Origin of the sequence: Pantoea dispersa (genome assembly GCF_014155765.1) — a bacterium.
GTDB classification, from domain to species: Bacteria; Pseudomonadota; Gammaproteobacteria; order Enterobacterales; family Enterobacteriaceae; genus Pantoea; species Pantoea dispersa.
Map to the genome: position 1 here is coordinate 230,915 of NZ_SCKT01000001.1, position 26,407 is coordinate 257,321.

Consider the following 26,407-nt stretch of genomic DNA (forward strand, 5'->3'; position numbering starts at 1 on the left):
CCGTTGTCGTTTATTCAAGGGAAAATCATGTCTGCGATCCGTTTCTCGCCTCTGGCTTGTGTCGTTATGCTGTGTGCCTCCGCGTCAGTGTTTGCTGCTGAGCCGGTGAAGTTACAGATGTACTATCCGATTGCGGTCGGCGGTAAAGTCAGCCACACCGTGGAAGCCCTGGTGGCGGATTTTGAAAAACAGCACCCTGAGATCAGCATTCAGCCGGTCTACACCGGCGATTACGCCACCACCGTGACCAAAGCGCTGACGGCGTTTCGCGGCGGTAACGCACCGCAGCTGGCGGTGATGGGCGATATTGAAGCCTGGTCGCTGATGGATGCCGGTGCCATTGTCGCCGCCAGTGATTTAGCCACGGGTGAAGAGGGCAAACAGTGGATCGACAGCTTCTATCCGGCCTTTTTGCGTCGCATTGAGGGCAAAGTGTGGGGCGTGCCTTTTCAGCGCTCAACTGTGGTGATGTACTGGAACAAACAGGCATTTGAGAAAGCCGGTCTCGATCCGAATACACCGCCCGCCACCTGGCAGCAGGTGGTGGCATTCAGCAAAAAACTGACGCTGAAACAGGCCAGCGGCGTCAGCCAGTGGGGCATTGAGATCCCTTCCACGCCGAACGGCTACTGGAATTTCCAGGGGCTGGCAGCCACCAATGGCGGACGGCTGGATAACGGCAAGGGCAACGCCGTGTATTTCAACACGCCGGGCAACGTGGAAACCCTGCAGTGGCTGACCGACCTCGGCCAGAAAGAGGAAGTCTCGCCGAAAGGCGCGATTGCCTGGGGCACCACGCCGCAGGACTTTATCAGTGGTAAAACGGCCATGATGGTCACCACCACCGGCAACCTGACCAACGTGCGTGACAACGCGACCTTCCCGTTTGGCGTCGCCATGCTGCCGGAGAAAACCCAGCGCGGCAGCCCGACCGGTGGCGGCAACCTGTACGTGTTCAAAAGCGCCTCACCGGCGCAGCAGCAGGCGGCGATGCGCTTCATCCGCTGGGTCACCGCACCGGAACAGGCCGCGCGCTGGAGTATCGCTACCGGCTATGTCGCCACCTCGCCAGCAGCGTGGGACACGGCGGCAATGAAAGCCTATGTGCAGCAGGTGCCTCAGGCACTGGTGGCGCGTGAGCAGCTGAAATATGCTCAGCCGGAGCTCTCGACCTACAACAGCGTGCAGATTCAGGACGCGCTCAATCACGCCATAGAAGCAGCGGTGACGCAGAGCAAAACCCCGGCCCAGGCGCTGGCCGATGCGCAGAAACAGGCTGACCGCCTGCTGAAAAACTATCAGTGACGGCCGCGTGATGAGTTCATTCTCTGGCAGCGCCGCCACGCTGCGCCCGCGCGGGTGGTCACTGCAGCTCAGCGGTTATTTGCTGCTGCTGCCCGCGCTCAGCTTCCTGCTACTGTTTACCCATTATCCGGCGCTGGCCACGCTGTGGCAGAGCCTGTTCAGCGCCGCGCGCGCTTCGCATCCGGCCCATTTTGTCGGGCTGGATAACTATCGCGCGCTGCTGGATGACGACATTTTATGCAGTCGCTGTGGAATAACCTGCTGTATGCGCTGATCACCATTCCGCTGGCGGTGACGCTGGCGCTGCTGATGGCGCTGGCGGTCAATCGTCGGCTGCGCGGCAACGCGCTGGTGCGTGCGGCCTTCTTCATTCCGTCGCTGCTGCCGATGATCGCCATCGCCAACCTGTGGCTGTTTTTCTACACGCCGCAGCTTGGCATCCTGAATAGCCTGCTGGCATGGTTTTCGCTACCGGCGGTCAACTGGCTCGGCGAGCCGGATACCACGCTGTACTGCCTGATGGCGGTTTCGGTATGGCGCGAGGCGGGCTTTTTCATGATCTTTTATCTCGCCGCCCTGCAGCAGATCGATCCGCGCCTCAGCGAAGCCGCCGCGATTGAAGGCGCATCGCGCCGTTACTTTTTCCGCCGCGTGCAGTGGCCGCTACTGCTGCCTACCACGTTGTTTGTGCTGATCAACGCCTCGATGAACGCCTTCCGCATTGTCGATCAGGTGATTGCTATGACCAACGGCGGCCCGAACAACAGCAGTAGCCTGCTGCTGTTTTATATCTATCGTACCGCGTTCAGTTTCTGGGACATGCCAGCCGCGTCGGCCATGACGGTGGTGCTGCTGGTGATCCTCGGATCGATTGCGTTGATCAAATTTCATCTGCTGGATAAGCGAGCCCATTATCAATGAAAGCTGCATCCTCTCCGGGCGGTTTTGCGCTCAACCTGCTGATTTGGCTGGCCGCGCTGTTGTGGAGCATGCCGATGCTGGTAGCGCTGTGGATTGCCATTCATCCGGCCGCCGGCCAGGGGCACTTTTCACTGCTGGCGCCGCTGACGCTGGAGAACTTCATCAATGCCTGGCACGCGGCACCGTTTGCCCGCTACTTCCTCAATACCACGCTGCTGGTGCTGATGATTGTGGTGGTCCAGCTGGTGCTGGCCACGCTGGCCGCTTATGCACTGGTGCGGTTCCGCCTGAAATTTTCCGGTTTCCTCTTCGCGCTGATTCTGCTGCAGCTGATGATCAGCCCGGATGTGCTGATTCTGAATAATTACCGCACCATCAGCGCGCTCGGGCTGCGCGATACCCTGACCGGCATTGCGCTGCCGTACTTTGCCTCGGCGTTCGCCATCTTTCTGCTGCGGCAGACGTTCAAAAGCATTCCGCTGGTGCTGGAAGAGGCGGCAACCGTTGAAGGAGCCAGCCGGTTTTACATTCTGCGCCACATCTACATTCCGCTGGCAAAGCCAATCTATGCGGCATTCGCGCTGGTCTCGATCAGCTTCCACTGGAACGATTTTCTCTGGCCGCTGGTGATCACCGACTCGGTTCAGGTGCGTCCGTTAACCGTCGGGCTGCAGCTGTTTTCCGCGCCGGAGCAGGGCGTGCAGTGGGCGCTGATTGGGGCAGCAACGCTGATGACCACCTTGCCGTTGCTGCTGCTGTTTTTGCTGTTCCAGCGACAGTTTATTCATTCATTCATGCGTGCCGGTATTCGCTAAGGAGAGCCAGAGATGGGATATGCCCATGCGCTAACCGCAGCGCAACGCCAGCGGCTGGGTGATGTCGCTGAGCTGTATCAGTTACCGGATTTACGCGCGGCACCGCTCGACGGCACGCTGCGCTTCGGGCTGCTGGCCGATCCGCAATATGCTGACGTTGAGGCGGATGTCGCGGCGAATCTCTACTATCGTCATGCGCTGCATAAGCTGCCGCAGGCGATAACCGCGCTCAATCAGCAGCCGCTGGATTTTGTCGTTACGCTCGGCGATCTGGTGGATCGCCACTGGGCCAGCTATGCCACGCTGCTGCCGCTCTACGATCGGCTACTCCATCCGCATGCCGTGGTGCTGGGGAATCACGACGCCCAGACCATCGCGCAGCACCTCGATGACGCGCTGCCGCTGCCAAAAAGTTACTATGCCTTTCAGCTGCCGGGCTGGCGCTTTATTGTCTACGACGGCAACGATATCAGCCTGTACTGCAATCAACACAACGGCGACGATCGCCAGCGCGCGGCCGCACTGCTGGCTGATTTACAGGCGCGCCAGCAACCGCAGGCGCAGCCGTGGAATGGCGCAGTCGGTGCGACGCAGCTGGCGTGGCTGGAAACGCAGCTTATTGAGGCCCGCACCTGCGGCCAGCAGGTGGTGGTGTTCGGGCATTATCCGCTGGCACCGGGCTACAGCCACAGTCTGCTCAACGGTGCGCAGCTGGCAGAGCTGTTCTGCCGCTATGACGTGCGCGCCTGTTTTGCCGGCCACGATCACCGTGGCGGCTATCACCGCCGTGCGGATACCGTGTTTATAACCCTGCAGGGGATGCTGGATGGCCCGTCGCGCGTGCCCTTTGCGGTGGTGGAACTGACGGGCGAGACGTTGCGGCTGAGCGGATGGGGCGGCGAAATCAGCCGCGAAGAGGTATACGGTGCCGCGCCGATGGCTAGCCGGCCAGGTTAAAACTGTTGTCAATGCGCAACAAAACCTCGGCCGTCGGGACTGATCCATCCAGACAAAGGGTGACCCAATGCTTTTTGTTCATATGGTAGCCCGGGAAATATACCTCGCCATCGACCAGCGAAGCGATCGCCTGCGGCGAGACTTTAATATTGACGATTTCAATCAGGCTATCATCCGGTCGGCCCAGCTTGCTGCTGTGAATCGTCAACAGCGCGCCGAACCACTTTTGATTATCTTTGCGGCGAAAGATGGCGTTTTCAGGAAAGCGCGGCCATAAGAATTCCAGCTCACTCTGATATTGCTGTTTTAAGTGCTGAACAATCGCATCGGCCTGCGCTGTTTTGAAATGCTTCTGCGGGAAACATTTTTCTGCGATATCCAGCAAGATAGCGTCATGTTCTTCACGAACCTGCCCCACAAAGGCACCGGTGGCAGAAGTAATACGGTGAAGAATGTAATCTTCTCCTGTGACTTTATCGATAATGGTGGCGGCAATGTCACCCTGAGTAGTGATGTTTACATGCAGGGTGAACTGCTTATTCATCACATCACAGCGGTAGCCGTAATCCTGCCCATCCTTGCGGAAACCGTAAGCCAGCAGCTTTTTCACATTCATTTCCCGGCTGACGAAAAGATGATTTACGTTGTACATTTTCATGCCTGGTTAACGGAGAGGTGTTCAGAATACCCGGAGTTTGCTCAGGGGCGTGCGGGCTATTTTAACCGACAGGAGGGATTTTTATGTGCCATAAATCGCTATGACACCCGGCACCGCTTTTTCGCCCTATCACACCGCAAAGAACAACCGCCACCGGACGCTTAACCCAGCCTTACGCAACGCGCGCACATGCTGTATAGTCCGTTTTTTTTCGGAGGAACCATGCTGCCCAACTCATCCACGCGCCTGAATAAATACATCAGCGAGAGCGGAATCTGCTCGCGCCGTGACGCCGATCGTTACATCGAACAAGGCAACGTTTTCATTAACGGCAAACGCGCCAGCGTCGGTGCGCAGGTGTTCGCCGGGGATGAGGTCAAAGTCAACGGGCGGCTGATTGAACCGCGCAACGAAGACGATCTGGTATTAATCGCCCTCAACAAGCCGGTGGGCATTGTCACTACCATGGAAGAGGGCGAGCGTGACAACATTGGTGACTTCGTCAACCACAGTAAGCGCGTGTTCCCGATTGGCCGGCTGGATAAAGACTCGCAGGGGCTGATTTTCCTCACCAATCAAGGCGATCTGGTGAATAAAATCCTGCGCGCCTGTAACAATCACGAAAAAGAGTACGTGGTCACGGTGGATAAGCCGATCACCGACGAGTTTATTGCCGGTATGGCGGCGGGCGTACCGATGCTCGGCACAGTGACGAAAAAATGCAAAGTGAAGCGGGAGTCGACCTTTGTATTTCGTATTATCCTGGTGCAGGGACTGAACCGGCAGATTCGCCGCATGGCCAAACACTTTGGCTATGAAGTGACGAAGCTGGAGCGCACGCGGATCATGAACGTGAGCCTGAAAGGTATCCCGCTCGGTGAGTGGCGCGATCTGACGGACGATGAACTGATCGACCTGTTTAAGCTGATTGAGGATTCGTCGTCAGAAGATCAAAAAACGCAGCAGGCGCAGGCGAAGAAGAAAGCGGCGACGCCCGCCGCGAAAAAACCGGCCGTCAGCGCACCGAAACAGAGTGACAAAGCGGGTCAGGGCGCTAACCGCAAGCGCTTTACCCAGCCGGGACGCAAGAAAAAAGGGCGTTAAAATCACACCCGCGGCGCCCGCGACCATCACGTATCTTTAGCGCCGCACGCCTTCATTCCAGCCACGTTTTTATTATTTATAACCGGGCGTCAGAATATCTGCGCCCGGTCATGCTTTTTCACGCAATCAATATGCAAATCCGCTGCATATCCAAAGGAGAAAATGGCATTAGGGATAAATAGTGACTGTGATAATTTTCAGCTATACGCCGAATAGCAGGCGTCACTCACCTTATTTAGCTGAACCTTTTCCAGGGATATAAACAATGCATAAACACCGCCTGGCCGGACTATTACTGGCCTCTGCATCGCTGCTCGCCGGCTTGTCGCTGCACGCTCGCGCCGCTGATGCATCCATTCCCTCACTGGCCGGTAAACGTATCGGTATTACCGTGGCCGGTACCGATCACTACTGGGATCTGAAAGCCTATCAGGGACAAATTGATGAAGTAAAGCGGCTGGGTGGCACGCCTATCGCGCTGGATGGCGGACGCAAAGAGTCACAGCAGATCGCGCAAATTCAAACGCTGATTGCACAAAAACCGGATGCCATTATTGAAACGCTGGGCACCGCCTCAGTGCTGGAACCCTGGCTGAAAAAAATTCGCGACGCCGGCATTCCCTTATTTACCGTGGATACCGCCAGCCCATCCAGTATTAACGTCACGACCTCCGATAACTTTTATATTGGCGAGCAGCTGGCATTAAAACTGGTCAATGATCTGCGCGGCGAAGGCAATATTCTGGTGTTTAATGGTTTTTATGGCGTGCCGGTGGTGGCGATGCGCTATGACCAGTTAAAAGCCGTGCTGAAATGGTATCCGAAAATTAAAATCATTCAGCCCGAACTGCGCGACGTAATTCCCAATACCGTGCAGGATGCCTATGCGCAGATTAGTCAGCTGCTTAACAAGTATCCGCAAGGGTCAGTACAGGCTATCTGGGCGGCATGGGACGTACCGCAGATTGGTGCCACTCAGGCGGTTGATGCTGCCGGTCGCAGTGAAATCAAAACTTACGCCGTGGACGGCAGCCCGGACGTGGTCTCGCTGGTGAAAGATCCGAAATCCAGCGCGGCGGCGGTGGTGGCGCAGCAACCCTATCTGATCGGACAGACTGCGGTACAAAATGTGGCGAAATACCTTGCCGGCGATCGTTCACTTCCGCCTGCCACCTATGTTCCGGCCATTCTGGTCACCAAAGAGAATGCGGCGCAGGCGCAGCAAACGCTGGGCCAGAGCGATGATAAATAAGACAGTGCGACTGCAACTGCGCCAGATCAGTAAAGCCTTTGACGGCATTCCCGCGCTGCAAGCGGTATCGCTTGATGTCCACGCCGGCGAAGTGCATGGGCTGATTGGGCATAACGGAGCCGGAAAATCGACGCTGATCAAAGTGCTGGGCGGCATCCACGCCGCCGATGAGGGCAGCGTGACGCTGGAAGGCCGGCTACTGGTGTTGACCAGTCCGGCTCAGGCACAACAGCAGGGCATCGCCATTGTTCATCAGGAGCGGCTATTGCCCGGCACGCTGACGGTGGCGGAAGCGCTGCTGCTCGGTAATGAGCCACGGATTGGCAGCACACCGTTTATCGATCGCCGGCGTATGCGGCAGCAGGCGCGGCAGCTACTGCAACAGCACTTCGATCTGCAGATCGATCCCGATGCGCTGATCGCCGGGTTAAGCGTGGCGGAACAGCAACTGGTGCAGATCTGTCGCGTATTACAGCGCGCGCCGCGCGTGGTGGTGCTGGATGAACCGACCGCCGCGCTGGCGCGCCACGAGGTGCAGGCGCTGTTTCGCGTTATCGAACGTATGCGTCAGCAGGGGATCGCACTGATCTACGTTTCTCACTATCTCGATGAAATACAGGCGCTGTGCCAGCGGGTTACGGTGCTGCGCGATGGTAAAGACGTCGCGCATTTTACCGGCGACGCCCTTTCTCCGCAGGCGCTGGTTAATGCCATGATCGGTGAGACGCAGCAGGCGATTGCACCGCGCGGTCTGCCACCTGACGGCGAGCCGGTGCTGACCGTAGACGCCCTGAGCGCGCCGGGTCGCTTTCACAATGTTTGTTTCAGCGCACGACGTGGCGAGATCGTTGGCATTACCGGCCTGCTGGGCTCCGGAGGGAAGGCGTTAATCAGCGCACTGTTTGGTCTGGAACGTGGCGTGAGCGGGACGCTGCGCGTAGGTGAGACGCACGGCGTACCGGCTTCGCCACATGCCGCGGTGAAACGTGGCATCGCGCTGGTGCCGGAAGATCGCCGCGCCAACGGCATCGCGCTCGATGTGAGCCTGCGCGACAATATCACCCTGACGACCGTGCAGCGCCTGCTGCGCTGGGGCGGCGTCTCTGCAACCGCCGAGACCGCGCTGGTGGCGGACAACATCTGCCAGCTGGCGATCCGCACACCGGGCCAGCTGGCACCGCTGCGTCAGCTATCCGGCGGAAATCAGCAAAAAGCGGTGCTGGCGAAATGGCTCAACACCCACGCCACGCTCTATCTGCTGGATGAGCCCACGGTTGGCGTCGACATTGCCGCCAAGGCCGCCATTTATCAAACCCTGCAGCAGCTGGCGGCCGCCGGGGCGGTGATTATCCTGTTTTCCACCGATCTGCTGGAACTGCAAACGCTCGCCGACCGCATTATTGTGCTGGCGCGCGGCGAGCAGGTCGCCACGCTGTCCGCCCGGCACACCAGTCACCAGGAGATTCTGTCCCTGGCTTCCGGCACGGGCGCATTGACGGAGCAAATCCTATGAGTGAACTGAGCCAACCGGCGGTGGTGACGGCGGCAGGCAAACCGCAGGGGCAGCCGTGGCTGCAGCACGTCGCGCTGCTGATTATTGTACTGGTGCTGGCGGTATTTGCCTGGCTGTCGCCTATTTTCCTCAGCGTGATCAACCTTGGTAACGTATTGCAGCAAACGGCGGTGGTGGGAACGCTGGCGCTGGGTCTGACGCTGGTGCTAAGCGGTGGCGGTGTTCAGGGGATTAGCGGCGGCATTGATTTATCCATTGCCGCTAATATGGGGTTGTGTGCCGCGGTATTCGCGGAGCAGATCGCTGAGCAACACTCTGTCACTTATGCGCTGCTGCTCACGCTGCTCACCGGCATCGCCGTGGGGATATTCAATGCCCTGGCGATTGTCTGGCTTGGTATTTTGCCCCTGCTGGCGACGCTGACCAGCATGAACATCGCCATGGGACTGGAGATGGTGCTGAGCGGAAACGCGTCGATTTCCGCCAGCAGCGCGCTGCAAAACTTGCTGATAGCCAGCGGACCGCTGGGCGTTTCCTGGCTCGGCTGGGGATTTCTGCTGCTGGCGTTGAGTGCACTCGGGCTCAGTCGTTTCACCGCGTTTGGCCTGCGCCTGCAGGCGGTGGGCAGCCATCCGCAGGCCGCCAACGCGGCGGGCATTAGCGTGGCGCGCTATCAAAGTCTGAGTTATGTGCTGTGCGGCTTCAGCGCTGCACTGGCAGCCATTGCCTCGGTGGCGCTGCTCAGCGGCAGTTCGCCGGGCGCTAACGACAATCTGCTGATGGTGATTGCCGCCGCGCTGCTCGGCGTGGTGTTTTCGCGTCGCCTGGTGCCGACCCTGGGCGGTGCACTGATCAGCGCGCTGTTTCTGAGTCTGATAGCCAACGGCTTTCAATTGGTTAACGTCTCAAGTTACTGGATTAACGGCGTCGAGGGTGTGCTCATCCTGCTGGTTGTGGCGCTGACCGCGCTACTGCGGCGCCGTCAGGCGGGGAGGGCATCTCATGTCTGAACTGAGCCTGAGCGGTAAAAAAGTGCCGGGGCTGTTGCGCAGCCTGATGGTGCTGACCTTTGTTGCGCTGCTGCTGTTTTTCATCATCGCCGCGCCCGCGTTTGCCACTGTCGCCAACATTCGTAGCGTGCTGCTGAATAATGTCGCACCGCTGGCGATTGTGGCGCTGGCCATGACGCTGGTCACGCGTATCGGCGCGATCGATCTGTCCGTCGGTACGGCGATTGATGTCGCCTGCCTGGTGCTGGTGACGCTGGTACTGCATCAGGTCGCGCTGCCGCTGGCGCTGTTGGGTGCGCTGACGGCGGCACTGCTGGTAGGCGTGTTCAACGCTTTTCTGGTGACACAACTCGGCGTTGAGCCGTTTCTCGCCACGCTTGGCACGCTGTTTATTGGTCAGAGCGTACAGCAACTGTCTTCCAACGGTGGGCAGCCGGTCTATCTGCTAAGCCAGACGCTGCCGGCGGGTTTTACCGCTATTGGTCACGGCACGCTACTTGGCGTTCCACTACCGCTCTGGCTGTTGCTGGGCGTGGTGCTGGTGCTGTATCAACTGTTGCACCGCAGCGCCAGCGGTCGCGCACTGCGCATGATGGGTGAACAGCTCAGCGTAGCGCATCATTCTGGCGTGGCGGTCAAACGTCTCACCGCGCTGGCATTCATATTCAGTGCACTGGTCGCCGGTATCGTCGGGTTAATTCTCGCCGCCAATGTCAAAGCCTGGGTACCGTTATCGGGCAATGCCTATCTGCTGAATGCCATCGGTGCCAGCTTTATTGGCGCGACCTTCACGCCTTCGCGCCGCCCGAATGTGCCGGGTACGCTGCTGGGTGTCGTGCTGCTGAGTTTCATCGCCAACGGACTGTTGCTGGTCGGCTGGAACTTTTACTGGCAGCAGGTGGCAACCGGCGCACTGATCTTTGTGGTACTGACCGTGGGTGCGCTGCGTGCGCGTCGCCCTGTCTGAGGAGAGTAACGGATGCCTTCACCGTTTTTGCTGTTTGCGTTCATGATGAATGTCCCTGGTCATCTCTCTGCCGGATTGTGGCGACATCCCCAGGATCAGGCGCACCGCTATACCGAGCTGGATTACTGGACGACCCTCGCGCGGCAGCTTGATACCGCAGGTTTTGATGCGCTGTTTATTGCTGATGCGCTGGGACAATTGGATGTATGGCAGGGCAAGCCGGACGCGGCGTTGCGCCTGGCCGCTCAGATGCCGGTGAACGATCCGCTGCTGCTGGTCTCAGCCATGGCAGCCGTCACGCAGCACCTCGGTTTCGGTATTACGGTCTCTGCCACGTACGAACATCCTTATTTGCTGGCGCGCAAGTTCACGACGCTTGATCATCTCACCCGCGGGCGTATCGCCTGGAACGTGGTGACTTCCATGCTTGATTCCGCGGCGCGCAATCTGGGTTTGACCCGGCAGCTGCCGCATGATGAGCGTTACGATCGCGCACAGGAGTTTCTGGATGTGACCGCGAAGCTGTGGGAAGGCTCATGGGAGGAAGATGCGGTTAGCCGCGATAAAGCCAACAGCCTGTCTAGCGATCCGCAAAAAGTGCACGCTATTCAGCATTATGGTCGCTGGTATCAGGTGCCGGATGCACATCTCAGTGAGCCCAGCCCACAGCGCACCCCGGTGCTGTTTCAGGCTGGCACTTCGGCACGCGGTGCGCAGTTTGCTGCCCGTAACGCAGAAGTCATTTTCCTCGGTGGCGTCACCGCGCAGGCGATTGCCAGCGATATTCAGCGCATTCGTCAGCTGGCCGTGGCAGAAGGGCGCGATCCGGCGTCGCTGCGTTTTGTCACAGCCATCACGGTGATCACGGCCGAAGATGATGCCGCCGCCCGGGCCAAACTTGAGGATTATCAGCAATACATCAGTGAAGATGCTGCGCTGGCGCTCTTCTCGGCGTGGACCGGTATCGACTGGTCGCAGGAGGATCCGGACATGCCGCTGGCCTTTCGCGCAACCGACGCCTGCCGTTCGGCGCTGGCCAGCCTGACGCGAATTGACGATCAAAAACGCTGGACGCTGCGTGAGGCAGCACGCTACATCGGTATCGGTGGTCTGCATCCGTTGCTGGTGGGCGGCGGCGAAACCATTGCCGATCGGCTGGATCAGTTTGCGGCAGAATCGGGCGTGGACGGCTTTAATCTGGGCTGGGCTATTAGCCCGGGCAGCTTCAACGATTTCATTGCCTGGGTCATGCCGGTGCTGCGCCAGCGCGGGCGGGTGCGTCCTCAGCCAGCACAGCCGTTAACCTTGCGTGAACGTCTCACGGGTCAGCCGCGCCTGGCAGCTGACCATCCGGCAACGCGCTTCCGCCGCCCTTAGCTCCACGCATGGCGCGGCGGCGTGCCGTTGAGATAATAATTACCCACGTGGTAATACTTCCAGCGCACCGGATCGTGCAGCGTATGGGTGCGCGCGTTGCGCCAGTGGCGGTCCAGATTAAACTCCTGCAGCGTGGCGCGGGTGCCAGCCAGCTCAAACAGTTTGTTACCGGCAAGCAGAGCGATCTCCGTCGTCAGCACTTTGGCCTCGGCGGTGGCCACGGTCGCGCGTGCCACGCTGGTCTCATCGGGCTGCGTCAGCGCGGCGTCAATCGCTGCACCGGCCTGCCACAGCAGCGCTTCGGCAGCGTGCAGGCGGATTTTCAAATCACCGACTGCCGCCAGCGTGAAGTGGTCATCGGCAGCGCGCGCCTGGCCACTGTCAATCCACGGCCGCGAGCGTTCGCGAACAAATTGCAGGGTGTCTTCAATGGTGCCGCGCGCAATACCGACATCCACCGCCGCCTGAATGATCTGTGAAATCGGCCCGGCAGCGGTTGGCCGCTCAAACGCCTGCCAGGTTGGAATAACGCGCGACAGCGGGGCGCGGACATTCTCCAGCAGTACGGTACCGGAGGCCGTCGTGCGCTGACCAAAGGCCGACCAGTTATTAATGACGCTGATGCCTGGCGTGTCGCGATCGAGCACAATCAGATGCGCCCGGTCCTGCTCGTCCAGCGCCACGGCATGGATTCGATGCGCCAGCAGCGCGCCAGTGGCATAAAATTTTTCCCCGTTAATCACCACCTCATCACCGTCACGCCGAAAGCGCGTCTGAAAATCGGCGACCGTGCGGCCATGCTTCTCCGAAAAGGCGTTACCCCAGCGCAGCCCGGCCAGTACCTCGCTCAGCAGTACCTGTTTTTGTGCTTCGCTACCGTCTTCCAGCAGATGGGCCACACCGGCCAGATGGTTTTGCGGCAGCTGACCGAGCGCCGGATCGGCAGCTGAAATGATGGCGATCACCCTGGCCACGGTGGTCCACGACACGCCCGCTCCGCCCCAGGCTTTGGGGATGGCCATTGCCCACAGGCCGCTTTGCGAGAACGCATCCAGCTCTTTGAGGGGCAGAATGCCCTCACGATCGCGCAGTGCCGCCTCGCGCGCGAAGCTGGCCGCCAACTGATGGGCTACGGCGATAGCTTCCGCATCGTCGCGAATGATATGCGCGGCGCCAGCCGGTAATGGCACCGGTGCTTCCGTCTGTTGCGTATTGACTTTACGCGGCAGCGCCGCGGAGTCGGCTAAGGTCAGCGACATAATGACTTCTCCGGTAGAAGAGGATAGAGGAGGGCATCATCGCATGCGCACGCGGAGGGCTTATATCTCAATAGCGGTTAAGCAAAGCGCAAAAAAGCCTTAGTGCTCGCACACTAAGGCCGGATTTACAGTCGGGGAGAGAACCGCTGGCTACGCCACTTTCACCACGGTTTTGCCGAAGTTTTTGCCTTTCAGCATGTCAATAAACGCCTGCGGCGCATGCTCCAGCCCTTCTACCATGTGTTCGCGGTACAACACTTTTTGTTGCTCGACCAGCGGCGTCATCGCCTGCAGGAATTCCGGATAGCGATCGCCATAATCCTGGAAGATGATGAAGCCCTGCATACGGATGCGGCGTTTCAGAATCCCGCCCATGATCAGCGGCGTGCGATCGGGGCCGGGTGGCAGTTCGCGACTGCTGTAGCCCGACACCAGGCCACACACCGGCACGCGCGCGGCGGTGTTGAGCAGCGGGAAGACGGCATCGAATACTTTGCCGCCGACGTTTTCAAAATAGATGTCGATACCGTCCGGGCAGGCGGCCGCCAGCTGTTCTGCGAAATCGTCACGATGATGATCGATACAGGCGGAAAAACCGAGGGTGTCAATCGCGTAGCGGCACTTCTCCTCACCGCCGGCCACGCCGACGACGCGGCAGCCATTCAGCTTACCGAGCTGACCGACCGTGGCACCCACCGGTCCGGTGGCGGCGGCGACAACCAGCGTTTCACCGGCTTTGGGCTGACCGATATCCATCAGGCCCATGTAGGCGGTAAAGCCCGGCATACCCAGAATACCCAGCGCCCAGGATGGATGGGGCAGATGACCGATTTTAGTCACGCCAGTGCCATCGGACAGGGCATAGCTCTGCCAGCCGCTGGCCGCCAGTACCCAGTCGCCGGCGCTGAAATCCGGATGCTGCGATTCCGCCACCTGGCATACGGTGCCGCCGACCATCGGCTGGTCGAGTTGCGCCGGCGGCGCGTAGGATTTGCTGTCATCCATGCGGCCACGCATATATGGGTCGAGCGACAGATAGTGGGTGCGCAGCAGCATCTGTCCCGCCTGCACCTGCGGCAGCGGTTGTTCGACAAAGCGGAAGTTCTCTTTCACCGGCTCGCCGTCCGGGCGTGACGCCAGCAGCCAGGCGTGATTGAGTGAAGCGTGTTGAGTCATAGCATTTCCTTGTTTCTGCGCGGGTAAAACAGCAAGTGTAGCCAATGACCGGGCATGGAATGGATGATTGATGCGGCTTGCGCCTACATCAGAATGATACCAAACCGCTTCAGCAACAGCGCCCAGAGGGCGAACAACACCACGGTAATCACGCAGGAGAGTAACAGCGTGAGCCAGAAGCCGGCGCGCTGGTAAAAAAACGGAAACAGGATAAACATCGGCAGTGTCGGCACCACATACCAAAACGTATACCATGCGTGAGCGGCAATCTTTTCCTGCGTTTGTCCTTCTATTTTCATCCAGATAAGCACCAGCAAGGTGACCAGCGGTAAAGCGGCGAGCAGGCCGCCCAGACGATCGCTGCGTTTCGCTGCTTCTGAGATCAGTACCACCATAAAGGCGGTTAACGCGTATTTTGAGATTAGCCAGAGCATCGTTGTTCCCGATAATTATCATTAAGCCGACTGCGTGCCTGAGGTTCTATTTCAGGTAAGAACGAATGACCGCCACGATCTCTTCCAGATCCTCACTTCGCGCCTGCGGCGTAGCCTCTGCGTTCATCAAATGTTCGCGTATATGGCCTTCGAGCAATTCGCTCATCAGGCCATTAATAGCGCCGCGCACTGCCGCGACCTGCTGCAGTACCTTGAGGCACTCTTCATCCGATTCGACGGCGGTTTCCAGCGACGCCGCCTGACCTTTTATACGTCGAATGCGGGTGAGCAAGCTTTTCTGATTTCTCAGGGTATGGGCCATTACTGCCTCCGGTTGATCATGTTCTATACTGGGGTATAGTATATAACTCACTTTACGGCGCTTTCGGGCCGCCTGCAACTGATTACCCCGACATTGACATCCAAATCCCAGGAGGCTGGATATGTCCGCAAAATCGCCGTGCATCGATCTCTGTGTGTTTGATACGAAAACCGGCTGGTGCGAAGGATGCGGACGCACCCGTGGTGAAACCCAAAGCTGGCGCAAGCTTTCGCCTTACCATCGCAAAGCGACAGAGCGGGCGCTTCCAGCGCGCCTGAAAGCGCTTAAAACCCGAGAGGCGTAGTCTTGTTCGTCAGGGCGAGGCGACACACATTGAGGGTGACGCTGCTGCCAAAGATTGAAACCTGACGGTGTAGCAGGACATTTGTGATTAACATCTTATTTACATCATTAACATCCCCTTTTTGCTGGCTATCAGTTATGCGGTGAATCTATAGTCAATTTACTATGTAAAACCGTGTTTTATCTGGTGCAACTCATGACTTTGGCGATGAGGCACGCCAGCAGCGTTTCAGACCTGATTTAAATCAGGCAGTTAAGAGGGGATACTATGGAGATTGTTAACGCACCGCATCTGCCTGTCAGAGAAAACTGGCTGGCATTGCATCGTGAACCCGCTTTGATGCCCGACCTGCCGATGGTCGATGCGCATCATCACTTATGGGACCGCCAGTCAGGGCGTTATCTGGCACCTGAATTCAGCCACGATATCGAAACATCCGGCCACCGGATACTCTCTACCGTCTACATTCAGTGCCGTTCAATGCTGCGCCGCAACGGACCGGAGGCCTTCAAACCCGTCGGTGAGGTGGAGTTTGCCAGCGGCGTCGCGGCAATGTTTAACAGCGGCCATTACGGCGCGGCGGCAGGCTGTGAAGCGATTGTCGGCGGTGCCAGCCTGCTGACTGGCGATGACCTGCTGCCGGTGATTGAAACCATGACGGAACGTTCAGGGGGACGATTACGCGGGATGCGTAATCCGCTGGCCTGGCACGATGACCCACGCGTGGTATCCAGTCCCGCGACGCCGCCCGCCGGTCTGGCGGCCAGTGCCGCATTCCGGCGCGGTGCCGCATGCCTGGCCCGCAAAGGACTGTCGCTGGATGTCTGGGTTTATCACACCCAACTCGATGAAATCGCTGAGCTGGCACGGGCGCTACCCGAACTGCATATTATTGTGGACCATTGCGGCGGGCCGATCGGTAGCGGGCCGTATGCCGGCAAACGGGATGCCACCTTCCATGAATGGAAAAAGGCCATCATTGCGCTGGCGGCGTTGCCAAACGTGAGCATCAAAATCAGCGGTTTCGGCATGACCGTCATGGGCTACTCCTTCGCCCAGCATGCCATGCCACCCGACTCTCTGACGCTTTCGCAGGCCTGGCGGCCGCAGTTTGAAACCCTGGTTGACGCATTTGGCGTCGGGCGCTGTATGTTCGCCAGCAACTTCCCTGTCGACAAAGGGATGTTCAGCTACGGCGTATTCTGGAATGCCTGTAAAAGGCTGGCTGAGCACGCTTCGCCGACCGAAAGAGAACAGCTGTTCTGGCGCACCGCGGCTGCACGCTATCGCTTATCCTCCCTGGAGAATATGGATGAATATCAAATCAAGACTGCATGAAGCGCCTCCCCTGGCGCAGGATGCGTCCGCTGCAGCGATCTCGTATACATCGGCAGAAAAAAGGACGCTGGCGCTGGGCGGGGTAGGATGGACGTTTGAAAGCTATGACTCGTTTTTGCTCTCGCTGTTACTACCGGTACTGGGCGTGGTATTTGATGTCAGCAAAACGGAACTTGGCGTGTTTATCAGCACCACGGCAGGCGGGCAGATTATTGGTGGCATTCTGTTTGGGCTGGTTGCCGATAAGATCGGACGCGTCAGAACGGCCTTTATCTGTATCGCCATCTATTCACTTTTCTCCGGACTGCTGGCGTTCTCCCACAATCCTCAGGCGTTTGCTGCGCTGCGATTCTGCGGTGCGCTGGGTATGGGCGGCATGTGGACGTCAGGAGCGGCACTGATCGCCGAAACATGGCGTCCGGAACGTCGTGCACGTGGTGGCGCGCTGATGCAGATGGGGTTACCGGTGGGAGCGATTCTGGCGATTGGCCTGACGGCGCTGGTGACGGCCCTGACCGGCGGGCTGGAAAACGGCGGCTGGCGCTACCTTTTCATGATTGGCGCACTGCCGGTGTTTATCATGATGGTCATTGCTTATATCACGCCTGAATCACCCGTCTGGCTGGCGCGCCAGCAGGAACGCGCTCACCGCCAGAGCAAAACAGCAGGTACCGGCAAAATCAACCTTAAAGGATTGCTGCTGGCATTTACCTTTATCTTTTTCATTCAGTACCTGTTCTGGGGCGTATTCACCTGGACGCCAACCTATCTTCGTGAAGTTAAGCATCTCGATTTTCTTCACAGCCTGAAATTTGTGCTGGCCCTGCAAACAGGTGCCATTGCTGGCTTCCTGGTGTTCTCACTGCTGGCCGATAAGTGGGGGCGCAGGCCGATGTTTCTGCTCTACCTGTTTATCGGTGCGGTGGCGGTCGGCATGTATCTGGCGACCACTCAGCCGCTGATTCTGATGGTCGCCATCTTTATGGCAGGGTTTGGCGTAAACGGTATTTTTGCCGGCTCCGGTCCTTTTCTCGCCGAGATCATTGGCGACACGCAGTCACGCGGCTTTTTAATGGGGCTGGCGTATAACGGCGGGCGCCTGGGCGGCTTTATCGCGCCGCTGCTGATTGGCTTTGTGGCCAGCGTTGGAGGATTCACCGCCGGGCTGGCCACCACGGTGATCGCCTTTCTTGCCGCGATGGTGGTGGTCTGGTTAGCGCCAGAAACCAAAGGCGTGAAGTTGCAGTAAGCTGTGCACCTGTCGCGCAATCGGCAGGTTAAAACCTGTGACACGGTGAACACCTGACGCGCTGTCAGGTGTTCAGCCAGTTGTGTGGTATACCCACCGTAGCCAGAATCATCACCGCAAAATCCTGCACCACATCGCGGCCACGCCAGGTGAGCCCGCGCACAAACCCGGACAAAACATCAGGTTCGCCGGCGCGCTAATTGCCTGATTAGCATGGCTTGCTGGAGAAGTGCCCAGGTGACGTCGGGCAATCACACATAACAGGCGCATGCTTTACTGCGTATAACCGGGTCTGATTACCCCTCATCAAGGAGAACACCATGATAAACAGCCTGCGCACCGTTACGCTGCTGGCGGCAATGACGGTGAGCGCGCCACTGCTGGCGCAGACCTTTGTTTACGTATCCGCCGCAGACGACGGCACCATCGCGCGCTATACGCTGGACGCACGCAGCGGCGCTTTGCAGCTGCTTGGCCACACTGAGGCCGGGGGCAAAGTGATGCCGATGGCGCTCAGTGCGGATCACAAAACGCTGTACGCGGCGATTCGCAGTAAACCGCTGCAGCTGGCGAGCTGGCAGATTGACTCGCAGAGCGGCGAGCTGAACAACCGGCGCACCGTGCCGGCTGCGGCCAGTTACCCCTACATCAGCACTGACCGTCAGGGACGCTTTCTGCTGGGGGCCTCTTATGATGGCGACGTGGTGCAGGTTTACCGCCTGACAGCCAGCGGCACCATCGCTACGCCGCCGGTCGGCAGCTATAAAACCGGTCATGCGGCGCATTCGGTGATTATCGATGCCAGCGGTCGTCACGCTTATGTGGGCAATCTTGGCACCGATCGCGTGCTGCAGCTCAGGCTGGGCGCAGACGGCACGCTCAGCGCCCTCGGCAAGGGGGAGGTAGTAACCGCCGCCGATAACGGTCCGCGTCACTCAGTGTTGTCGCCGGATAATCGCTATCTGTACAACATTGGTGAAATGGGCGGCATCATTACCCAGTTCCGGCGCGAAACCAGCGGCGAACTGATGAAAGTGGCGGAAACGCCCAACGCGGTGGCGGCACAGTATCATCTGCAACATGGGCGTGAACGGCCGCCGGGTTACAGCGACAGCACGCCGCGCATCTGGTCAGCGGATATCCAGCTGACGCCGGACGGGCGTTTTCTGTATGTCAGCGAGCGCACCAGCAGTACCGTGAGCGGTTATCGTGTTAACCAGCAGGATGGCAAACTGACGCTGATCGGCAGCTGGCCGGTGGAGAAACAGCCGCGCGGCATGGCGATCAGCGCCGATGGCCGCTGGCTGGTGGTGAGCGGTGAGAAGAGTGCGGTTATTGGCAGCTACGCGATTGAGGCGCGCAGCGGGGCGTTGCAGCGGGTGGGCGAGGCGCCAGCCGGCCGGGACGCGAACTGGGTGACCATCGTCAGCTATTAAAATGATCGGGCGCAGGAAACTGCGCCTTATTGCGCGAAATTATTTTATGGATAGCATCGTCCGGCAGCAAAGTGTGATCTGCGACACATTTCTGCCGCTGAAGGCAGATTGCTGCTTTCTGCGGCAGTGACAGCGCAGATATCCCGCCGGCGACCCGCCGATCGCTGCATTCGATTAGTTTCCTTAAAGCATTCTGTGCCTGATGTCAGGCGCGTATGAACACCGTTTTCGATTACGAAACAATTTGTCGTAGTTATCGGGATGAGCGCCCGCCAGATTCTGGCAGGATACGCCGCACTTAGCGCCTTCTGGTCTCCGTGACATGCAGTGGTTTTCGAAAAACGCCGTTTTTTTTGCTGTAAAAACCTGTCTGGCCGCCTTTCTGGCATTGTATCTGGCTCTTGAACTGAATGTTGATCGTCCCGCCTGGGCGCTGACCACGGTGTTTGTGGCATCGCAGCTTTATTCGGCATCCACCATCTCCAAATCGCTGTTCCGCCTGCTCGGCACGCTGCTCGGTGGCGTCTTCATCTTTTTTATCTTTCCGCTCACCGTGGCGCATCCGCTGCTGTTCAGCCTGTGTATCTCACTGTGGGTGAGCCTGTGTCTCTATCTGTCGCTGCACGACCGCACACCGAAAAGCTATGTTTTTATGCTGGCGGGCTACAGCGCCGCGATTATGGGTTTCCCGGAAGTGACGACGCCGCTCGGTATCACCAGCACCGTGCTGTCGCGCATTGAGGAAATTACTTTAGGCATTGTGTGTAGCAGCCTGGTGCACGCGCTGTTGTTTCCGGTCTCGATGCGCAGTCTGCTGGAGCAGAGCGTCAGCCAGTGGTATCTCAACGGGCGCAAGCTGTGCCGCGATTTACTCTCTGGTATTTCCGCTGACCGATCGCCAGAACGCGACGAAATCCTGACCCGCATGGCCACTAATCCGCAGCAGGTCGAGATCCTGATTACTCATTGCGTGTACGAGGGCGACGCGGCCCGGCGTCTGATTCGCCTGGTCAGCACGCAGTATCAGCATCTTTCATACTTAATCCCCACGCTGACGGCGATTGAGATGCGGCTGCAGCGGCTGGCGGCGCGCCAGATTGCTTTTCCTGCCTGGGTTGAGCAGACCCTGCAGCAGTTCCTGCTGTGGCTGAATGATGGCGAAGCGGTGGGCGATGTCATTGGTATTCAGCTGGAACTGAGCCTTTGTCAGGATCGGCTGAATGCAGCGTGGCGCAACGGCGAATTGTCTACCGAACACTGTCTGCTGTTTACCGGCCTGCTTGAGCGGCTGGTGGATTTTGTGCGTATCGCCGGGGCTTACCAGAGCGTGGGCGGGCTGGTAAGCGATCTGTCAGGCGACACCACGCTGGCGCGCGGCAAACGCACGCATCGCTTTTTCGACAAAGGGCTGATTCGGCTGTCGGCGCTGACGGCATTTTGCGCCACCTTTGGTTCCTGCCTGCTATGGATGGCGACCGGCTGGCGCGACGGGGCATCAGCGCCAGTGATGGCCGCGATTCTCAGCTCCTTCTTCGCCAGCCTCGATACGCCGCTGACCTCAATGAAGCTGTTTATTCGTGGGGTGATCGTGGCGATCTTTATCAGCGTGATTTATGTCGCGCTGCTGCTGCCGCAGGCAACCTCGTTCGAGGCGCTGATCCTCTGTCTGGCTCCGGGTTTGCTGCTACTCGGGCTGATGATTGCGCGACCGGCCAGCAACATGATCGGTCTGAGCGTGGCGATTCAGATCCCCGGCTTTATCGGGCTCGGGCATCATCTGAAACCCGATCTGGTGCTGCTGGTGAATAACGCGATTGCTTCAATGGCCGGCGTGCTGTTTGCGGTGATCCTGACCGCGCTGATGCGCAACAAGCGGCCATCGTGGACCGCGCGCCGTGCCGTGCGTCACGGCCTGCGTGAACTGCTGCGCTTTATCAAGGAGATTGAGCGCAACGGCTCATCGCTGCTGGGACGCCAGCGTTTTATTGGCCTGATGCTGGATAAGGTCAACGTGGTGCTGCCACGCCTGCACCTTGATCCGCAGTCCGATATGGCGCCGGCAGGAATGCTGCTGACCGAGGTGTGGCTGGGGGTTAATAGCTTTGACTACTACGCGCGCCATCAGGCGCTGCTGAGCCGTTATCAGCTGGACAGCGGGCAGATGTTTCACGAGCTGGGACTGTTTCTTAAGCGCAGGCTGAAGTCGCTGCAGACGCCGCCGCATGAGGATTTGCAGGAGGAGCTCGATGTGCTGCTGATGCAGCTGGAACAGCTGGCGCAGCGTGACGAGGCGCTGCTGCTGCCGCTGTTTCATCTGTTCAGCATCCGGTTATACCTGTTTCCGCAACTTAGCTGGCCGGTGGCCACGCCGCGTCAGGCCGAACGCCTGCAGCAGCATCGTTACCGCCTGCAGGCTTAGCCATACCAGCTGTAACCTTTCGGCACGCGGGAAAAGCCGATGGCTTTCAGGGCCGGTAGCAGTGATGACTGGCTGGCCGGCTGATCGTCCACCCGTTCGAGAATGAAGCTGTGGGTCTTCTCCCGGCGTAAGGCCTGGCCCAGCGCCACGATCGCGGCCTGGCGTTGCTCCTCACTAATGTCGCCAAAAGTTAACAGCTCTTTACCACCCGGCGGCAGCCACAGCATAACGCACCCATTGCCAATCACCACCAGTGCGCCGCTGCGGCGGGTAGGCCGCACGCCACCGACGCTGAGCGGCCACGCCAGCTGCACGCCAAAGGGATTGGCGGGATCCAGCACTGCCAGCGCCACCGGCGGATGCGTGGCCTGCGCACTGCCGAGCTGGCGCAGCCGATCGATGGCCGGATTTTCAGCAAACTGCGCGCCACCCATGCCAGCAACAAAGCGGCCGCGTAGCAGCCGTCCGGCATCCTCCATACCGCGCAAGAGCGGCTGCAGCGCCGGAAAGCCACCGGGAATCTGCTCTGCCACGGCGGCACCGCGCGTGATCACGCCAAAGCGGTCGAGCATATTTTCAGTCAGCGCCAGGGCGCGCTCGGTATCGGCCAGCGGCTGCCGCACAATCAGCGACCAGCGTCCGGCCATGCTGTTGAGCGAGGGCTGCGCAGCAGCACTGCGGCTGGCCGCGAAACTGGCCCGACTGTGGCGACTGCGCGCAGGACGGGCCGGGCGTGGACGCGGCGTGTGGCTGGTGGTGCTGAGCTGGCGCAGCGCGGCCCAGGTATCCATGGTCAGATAGCCGCGCCATACCAGTTCCCACATCGCGGCAAAGACTTCGCCGGGATCGACAGATTGTTCAGGCTGCGCCATCACGCGCGGCAGCAGCTCGCGGGCGAACCAGCCGCCGCCGTCCTGTAACTGCGCCAGAATCGCGTGCTGCAAAGGTGACAATGTCACATTATTACCCTCATCAGGCAACGGTAACGTTTCACTGGCAAACTCGCTCAGGTGCAGGGAGACCAGTCCCTCCTGTGCGCCAGGTGCCCGCTGGCCACTCCAGATGACTTCACCGGAAGAGAGCAGCTCATCCAGCATCGCTGGCTGATAATCACGCACCCGCGCCGGCAAAATCTGGCTTTCCCACAGCGAAACCGGCAGCGCCACGCCAGCCAGCTGTTCAATCACCCGCACCACGCCGTTGATACCGGCAAAGGCGCCCTGTGCCGCAGATGCCGCGACGTCGCTCAGCAATCCCTGGCGCTCAAGCAGAAAAGCCACGTACGCCGGCGCTTCGACCGGTCGGGTGGCCTCACGCGCCGCCTGCAGCGATCGCACGCGCAAACGACGAAATACGCTTTCCGCTACCCACTGCGTTGACGCATCGACCGCAGGCGAGAGGAAATCGCCTTTCAGTACGCGTTGCTGCTGACGCAGCTCTTCCAGCGTGTCGTCGACCACGACCCGGCCCAGGCCAAAGCGGACAGCGATTTGCAGACTGGTGGCGACAGCGTGGGTGCGCAGATAGCGATTAAGTAAGTCATGCAGCGGACGGGCCACCGGCGCGAGCAGCCCGGCGGGCAGATCAGCTGGCAGCGCCGTGCCCAGCGCGTCGCGCAGCCGCACGCCATCTTCGGCGACAGCCCAGCGCGCCTCTGCCGCAATCGTAACCTGAATGATGCGTTGCGCCTGTTGCAGCGTGGTTAGCAGCGGCATCAGCGCCGCCTCGCCGTTGTAGCGCGCCGTGATTTCCGGCACAGTGAGCGGCCCCAGCTCGCGCAGCAGATCAACCACGGCTTCCTGAGTGCTGGCCTGATAATCGGAAACGGTGCGCTGAAGCTCCTGCTCAACGCGTACCACCACCTCGGGCGCCAGCAGCTCGTGCATCTCAACCTGGCCCAGCAGATCGCTCAGCAGCGTGCTGTCGAGCGCCAGCATTGAGGCGCGCCGTTCCGCCTGCGGCGCATCGCTGGCATACATGAATTCGGCGACATAGCCAAACAGCAGCGGCGCAGCAAACGGCGAGGGCGTATCGGTGGTAACTTCAGTCAGCTTAACCTCGCCCTGTTGTATCCGTGCCATCAGCTGATGCAGTGCCGGCAGGTCATACACGTCCTGCAGACATTCACGCGCGGTTTCGATCAAAATCGGGAAATCGTCGAACTGCCGCGCCACTTCCAGCAGCTGCCCGGCACGCAGCCGCTGCTGCCACAGCGGAGAACGTTTACCGGGATTGCGGCGCGGCAGCAGCAGGGCGCGCGCGGCGCATTCGCGGAAGCGGGCGGCAAACAGCGCAGACTGTCCCACCGCAGCCGTCACCTGTCGCTGGAGTTCGTCCGGCGCAAACAAAAACAGTTCAGCGCCTGGCACCCGGCCTTCGCTGTCAGGGAAGCGCGCGACAATCCCATCATCGCTGGCGACCACGGCCGGATCGAGCCCCATCTGGCGGCCAATCCGCTCAGCGATGGCCAGCGCCCACGGCGCATGCACGCGCTGACCATAAGGGGAATGCAAAATCACGCGCCAGTCGCCGGTTTCATCGCGACAGCGCTCAATCAGCAAATTGCGATCGTCAGGCACCAGGCCTGTGGCGGCAAACTGTTCGTCGATGAGCGCACGAATGTTGTGTCGGGCATTGGCGTCAAGGTTGTCGCTGCCGGGCAACACTCCGCTGGCGGCATGTCGCAAATAGCGGCCAATGGCTTCGCCGAGTGTCGCCGAACGCCCGAGACTGTCGCCGTGCCAGAAGGGCAGGCGCGCCGAGCGACCGGGTGCCGGCACCACTACCACCTGATCGTGCGTAATTTGCTGGATGCGCCACGAGGTGGCGCCAAGCGTGATGATGTCGTTAATTCGCGACTCATACACCATCTCCTCATCCAGTTCGCCGACCCGGCGCGCACCGGACTGTTCTTCGCCCTCCGGCAGCATCACACTGAACATCCCGCGGTCCGGAATGGTGCCACCGCTGGTGACGGCCAGATGCTGCGCGCCCGGGCGACCGCTTAAGGTTTGCTGTTGTCGATCCCAGATGATGCGCGGGCGCAGGTTAGCAAACTCGTCCGAAGGGTAGCGGCCAGACAGCATGTCCAGCACCGCATCGAAGGCGTTACGCGGTAACGTTTTGAACGGATCGGCACGGCGTACCTGTTGATACCACGCCTCGATTGACAGGGTGTCCATGGCCGCCGCCGCCACCGTATGCTGGGCGAGAATATCGAGCGGATTGTGTGGCAAAGCGATAGCATCCAGTTCGCCTGCCAGCATCGCGTCCACCGTCACGGCCGCATCAACCAGATCGCGGCGCGTGCGCGGCCAGATAATGCCTTTCGGCGTACCGCCGACCTGGTGGCCGGCCCGGCCAATACGCTGTAGCGCGCTGGCCACCGAAGGCGGTGCCCCGACCTGAATCACCAGATCGATATCACCCATGTCAATTCCCAGTTCAAGACTGGATGTCGCCACCACGCAGCGCAGCTCGCCGGCTTTCAGGGCGTTCTCAATCTCCAGCCGCTGCTCTTTCGACACCGAGCCATGATGCGAACGGGCAATATACGCTTCAGCAGGCGTGGCGCGTTTTTCGGTTCCACCGCTAAAAGAGCCATAGGCGAGGGCTGGCTCTGCTACGCCATGCTCTGGCGCGGCGCGTCGCGCATACAGTTCGTTGAGCCGTGCGGTGAGTTTCTCCGCCAGCCCACGCGAATTGGTAAACACCAAAGTCGCGCGATGGCGCAATACCTCATCTAGGATGCCGGCTTCAATATGCGGCCAGATGGAACCGGCGGCGAGGCTGCTCTCCTGCGCGGCGCGCGCATCGGGACGCTGCTGGATATCCGTCATGTCCTCTACCGGCACAGTAATTGTCAGCTGCAGCGGCCGCTGCGCCGGCGGGTTGACGATGCGCGTAGCGCCCGCGCCACCGAGAAAAGCTGCCACCGCTTCTGGCGGTCGCACGGTGGCCGACAGGCCAATGCGCTGAGCAGGCTGCGCCAGCAATACATCGAGCCGTTCCAGGCTGAGCGCCAGATGGGCGCCGCGTTTACTTCCGGCCACCGCGTGCACTTCGTCAATAATCACGGTCGAGATGCCACGCAGCGTTTCGCGGGCTTTTGACGTCAGCAGCAGGAAAAGCGATTCCGGGGTAGTAATCAGGATGTCCGGCGGCCGGCGCTGCAGCTTTGCCCGTTCGGCGCTGAGCGTGTCGCCGGAGCGCATGCCGACCTCCAGCGTGATTTCCGCCTCACCCAATTCCGTGCGCTCAGCAGCAACGCCCGCCAGCGGTAGCGCCAGGTTACGCTGCACGTCAGCCGCAAGCGCTTTAACCGGTGAAATATACAGAATGCGCGTCTTATGACTGCGCGTTACGGGTTCGTCCCGGCTGCGCTCGCGAAACAGCGCGTCGATCGCATGCAGAAATGCCGCCAGCGTTTTGCCGGAGCCGGTCGGGGCAATCACCAGGCAGTGTTGTCCGCTGGCGATGGCGCGCCAGGCTTCCTGTTGTACGGGGGTCGCCGCCGGGAAAGTGCGGCGAAACCACTGTTGCGTGGCCGGGGTGAACAGTGAAAGCGCTGAGGCTGGCATCCATGACTCCT

The 26,407-nt window shown here is 59.7% G+C and carries 20 protein-coding genes and 1 pseudogene; 15 read left to right on the forward strand and 6 right to left on the reverse strand.

What is annotated here, in order from left to right; genetic code table 11:
* The first annotated feature begins 27 nt into the window (after positions 1-27).
* The 4 genes and pseudogenes from H7K56_RS01140 to H7K56_RS01155 all read left to right on the forward strand — a co-directional run bounded on the left by H7K56_RS01140 (position 28) and on the right by H7K56_RS01155 (position 3,998).
* Positions 28-1,305, forward strand: coding sequence for an ABC transporter substrate-binding protein (locus H7K56_RS01140; RefSeq protein WP_150361862.1), 1,278 nt, complete (start codon positions 28-30; stop codon positions 1,303-1,305).
* A gap of 10 nt (positions 1,306-1,315) precedes the next feature.
* Positions 1,316-2,226 (forward strand): annotated as a pseudogene (locus H7K56_RS01145) (carbohydrate ABC transporter permease).
* Entirely contained in the window at positions 2,223-3,041 is an 819-nt protein-coding gene (locus tag H7K56_RS01150) for a carbohydrate ABC transporter permease (protein ID WP_150361863.1), read from the forward strand. Before H7K56_RS01145 ends, H7K56_RS01150 begins: the two are co-directional and overlap by 4 nt.
* Before the next feature lie 12 nt (positions 3,042-3,053).
* Entirely contained in the window at positions 3,054-3,998 is a 945-nt protein-coding gene (locus H7K56_RS01155) for a metallophosphoesterase (RefSeq protein ID WP_150361864.1), read from the forward strand.
* Here H7K56_RS01155 and H7K56_RS01160 read toward each other — a convergent pair.
* Entirely contained in the window at positions 3,982-4,650 is a 669-nt protein-coding gene (locus H7K56_RS01160) for an MmcQ/YjbR family DNA-binding protein (RefSeq protein ID WP_150361865.1), read from the reverse strand. The genes H7K56_RS01155 and H7K56_RS01160 overlap by 17 nt on opposite strands.
* 228 nt (positions 4,651-4,878) lie before the next feature.
* Between H7K56_RS01160 and rluF the strand changes: the two genes are divergently transcribed.
* The 6 genes from rluF to H7K56_RS01190 all read left to right on the forward strand — a co-directional run bounded on the left by rluF (position 4,879) and on the right by H7K56_RS01190 (position 11,879).
* On the forward strand, positions 4,879-5,760 hold the full coding sequence (gene rluF, locus H7K56_RS01165; RefSeq protein ID WP_150361866.1) for a 23S rRNA pseudouridine(2604) synthase RluF: 882 nt from the start codon (positions 4,879-4,881) through the stop codon (positions 5,758-5,760).
* Positions 5,761-6,025: 265 nt separating this feature from the next.
* Positions 6,026-7,012: a sugar ABC transporter substrate-binding protein gene (locus H7K56_RS01170; RefSeq protein WP_058774665.1), complete on the forward strand. Its 987-nt coding sequence runs from the start codon at positions 6,026-6,028 to the stop codon at positions 7,010-7,012.
* Positions 7,002-8,525, forward strand: a complete 1,524-nt coding sequence (locus tag H7K56_RS01175) for a sugar ABC transporter ATP-binding protein (protein ID WP_150361867.1) — start codon at positions 7,002-7,004, stop codon at positions 8,523-8,525. Before H7K56_RS01170 ends, H7K56_RS01175 begins: the two co-directional genes overlap by 11 nt.
* The gene (locus H7K56_RS01180; protein WP_150361868.1) at positions 8,522-9,535 is read left to right on the forward strand and encodes an ABC transporter permease; all 1,014 of its coding nucleotides are present in this window, start codon (positions 8,522-8,524) and stop codon (positions 9,533-9,535) included. Before H7K56_RS01175 ends, H7K56_RS01180 begins: the two co-directional genes overlap by 4 nt.
* Positions 9,528-10,502, forward strand: coding sequence for an ABC transporter permease (locus H7K56_RS01185; RefSeq protein ID WP_150361869.1), 975 nt, complete (start codon positions 9,528-9,530; stop codon positions 10,500-10,502). Before H7K56_RS01180 ends, H7K56_RS01185 begins: the two co-directional genes overlap by 8 nt.
* Positions 10,503-10,514: 12 nt before the next feature.
* Positions 10,515-11,879 (forward strand): LLM class flavin-dependent oxidoreductase, encoded by a 1,365-nt coding sequence (locus H7K56_RS01190; protein WP_150361870.1) that lies wholly within the window; start codon positions 10,515-10,517, stop codon positions 11,877-11,879.
* Here H7K56_RS01190 and H7K56_RS01195 read toward each other — a convergent pair.
* The 4 genes from H7K56_RS01195 to H7K56_RS01210 form a co-directional block, all read right to left on the reverse strand.
* A complete protein-coding gene (locus tag H7K56_RS01195; RefSeq protein WP_150361871.1) occupies positions 11,876-13,138 on the reverse strand; it encodes an SfnB family sulfur acquisition oxidoreductase in 1,263 nt (420 codons plus the stop codon). The two genes, H7K56_RS01190 and H7K56_RS01195, sit on opposite strands and share 4 nt — an antisense overlap.
* A gap of 150 nt (positions 13,139-13,288) precedes the next feature.
* Entirely contained in the window at positions 13,289-14,314 is a 1,026-nt protein-coding gene (gene curA / locus H7K56_RS01200; RefSeq protein WP_058758571.1) for an NADPH-dependent curcumin/dihydrocurcumin reductase, read from the reverse strand.
* Positions 14,315-14,397: 83 nt separating this feature from the next.
* On the reverse strand, positions 14,398-14,748 hold the full coding sequence (locus H7K56_RS01205) for a DUF3147 family protein (RefSeq protein ID WP_021506022.1): 351 nt from the start codon (positions 14,746-14,748) through the stop codon (positions 14,398-14,400).
* 46 nt (positions 14,749-14,794) lie between these two features.
* Positions 14,795-15,070 (reverse strand): metal/formaldehyde-sensitive transcriptional repressor, encoded by a 276-nt coding sequence (locus tag H7K56_RS01210; protein ID WP_150361872.1) that lies wholly within the window; start codon positions 15,068-15,070, stop codon positions 14,795-14,797.
* A gap of 121 nt (positions 15,071-15,191) precedes the next feature.
* Here H7K56_RS01210 and H7K56_RS01215 point away from each other — a divergent pair, with 121 nt between their 5' ends.
* The 5 genes from H7K56_RS01215 to H7K56_RS01235 all read left to right on the forward strand — a co-directional run bounded on the left by H7K56_RS01215 (position 15,192) and on the right by H7K56_RS01235 (position 21,816).
* The gene (locus H7K56_RS01215) at positions 15,192-15,374 is read left to right on the forward strand and encodes a DUF1289 domain-containing protein (RefSeq protein WP_150361873.1); all 183 of its coding nucleotides are present in this window, start codon (positions 15,192-15,194) and stop codon (positions 15,372-15,374) included.
* 267 nt (positions 15,375-15,641) lie between these two features.
* Positions 15,642-16,712, forward strand: a complete 1,071-nt coding sequence (locus H7K56_RS01220) for an amidohydrolase family protein (protein WP_150361874.1) — start codon at positions 15,642-15,644, stop codon at positions 16,710-16,712.
* Positions 16,687-17,961, forward strand: coding sequence for an MFS transporter (locus H7K56_RS01225; protein ID WP_150361875.1), 1,275 nt, complete (start codon positions 16,687-16,689; stop codon positions 17,959-17,961). The genes H7K56_RS01220 and H7K56_RS01225 overlap by 26 nt, the downstream gene beginning before the upstream one ends.
* A gap of 320 nt (positions 17,962-18,281) precedes the next feature.
* Positions 18,282-19,397, forward strand: coding sequence for a lactonase family protein (locus tag H7K56_RS01230; protein WP_150361876.1), 1,116 nt, complete (start codon positions 18,282-18,284; stop codon positions 19,395-19,397).
* Between the two features lie 322 nt (positions 19,398-19,719).
* On the forward strand, positions 19,720-21,816 hold the full coding sequence (locus tag H7K56_RS01235; protein ID WP_058774673.1) for an FUSC family protein: 2,097 nt from the start codon (positions 19,720-19,722) through the stop codon (positions 21,814-21,816).
* On the opposite strand, the gene H7K56_RS01240 is transcribed toward H7K56_RS01235, so the two are convergent.
* Positions 21,813-26,396: an ATP-dependent helicase gene (locus H7K56_RS01240; protein ID WP_375140403.1), complete on the reverse strand. Its 4,584-nt coding sequence runs from the start codon at positions 26,394-26,396 to the stop codon at positions 21,813-21,815. The genes H7K56_RS01235 and H7K56_RS01240 overlap by 4 nt on opposite strands.
* Positions 26,397-26,407: the final 11 nt, after the last annotated feature.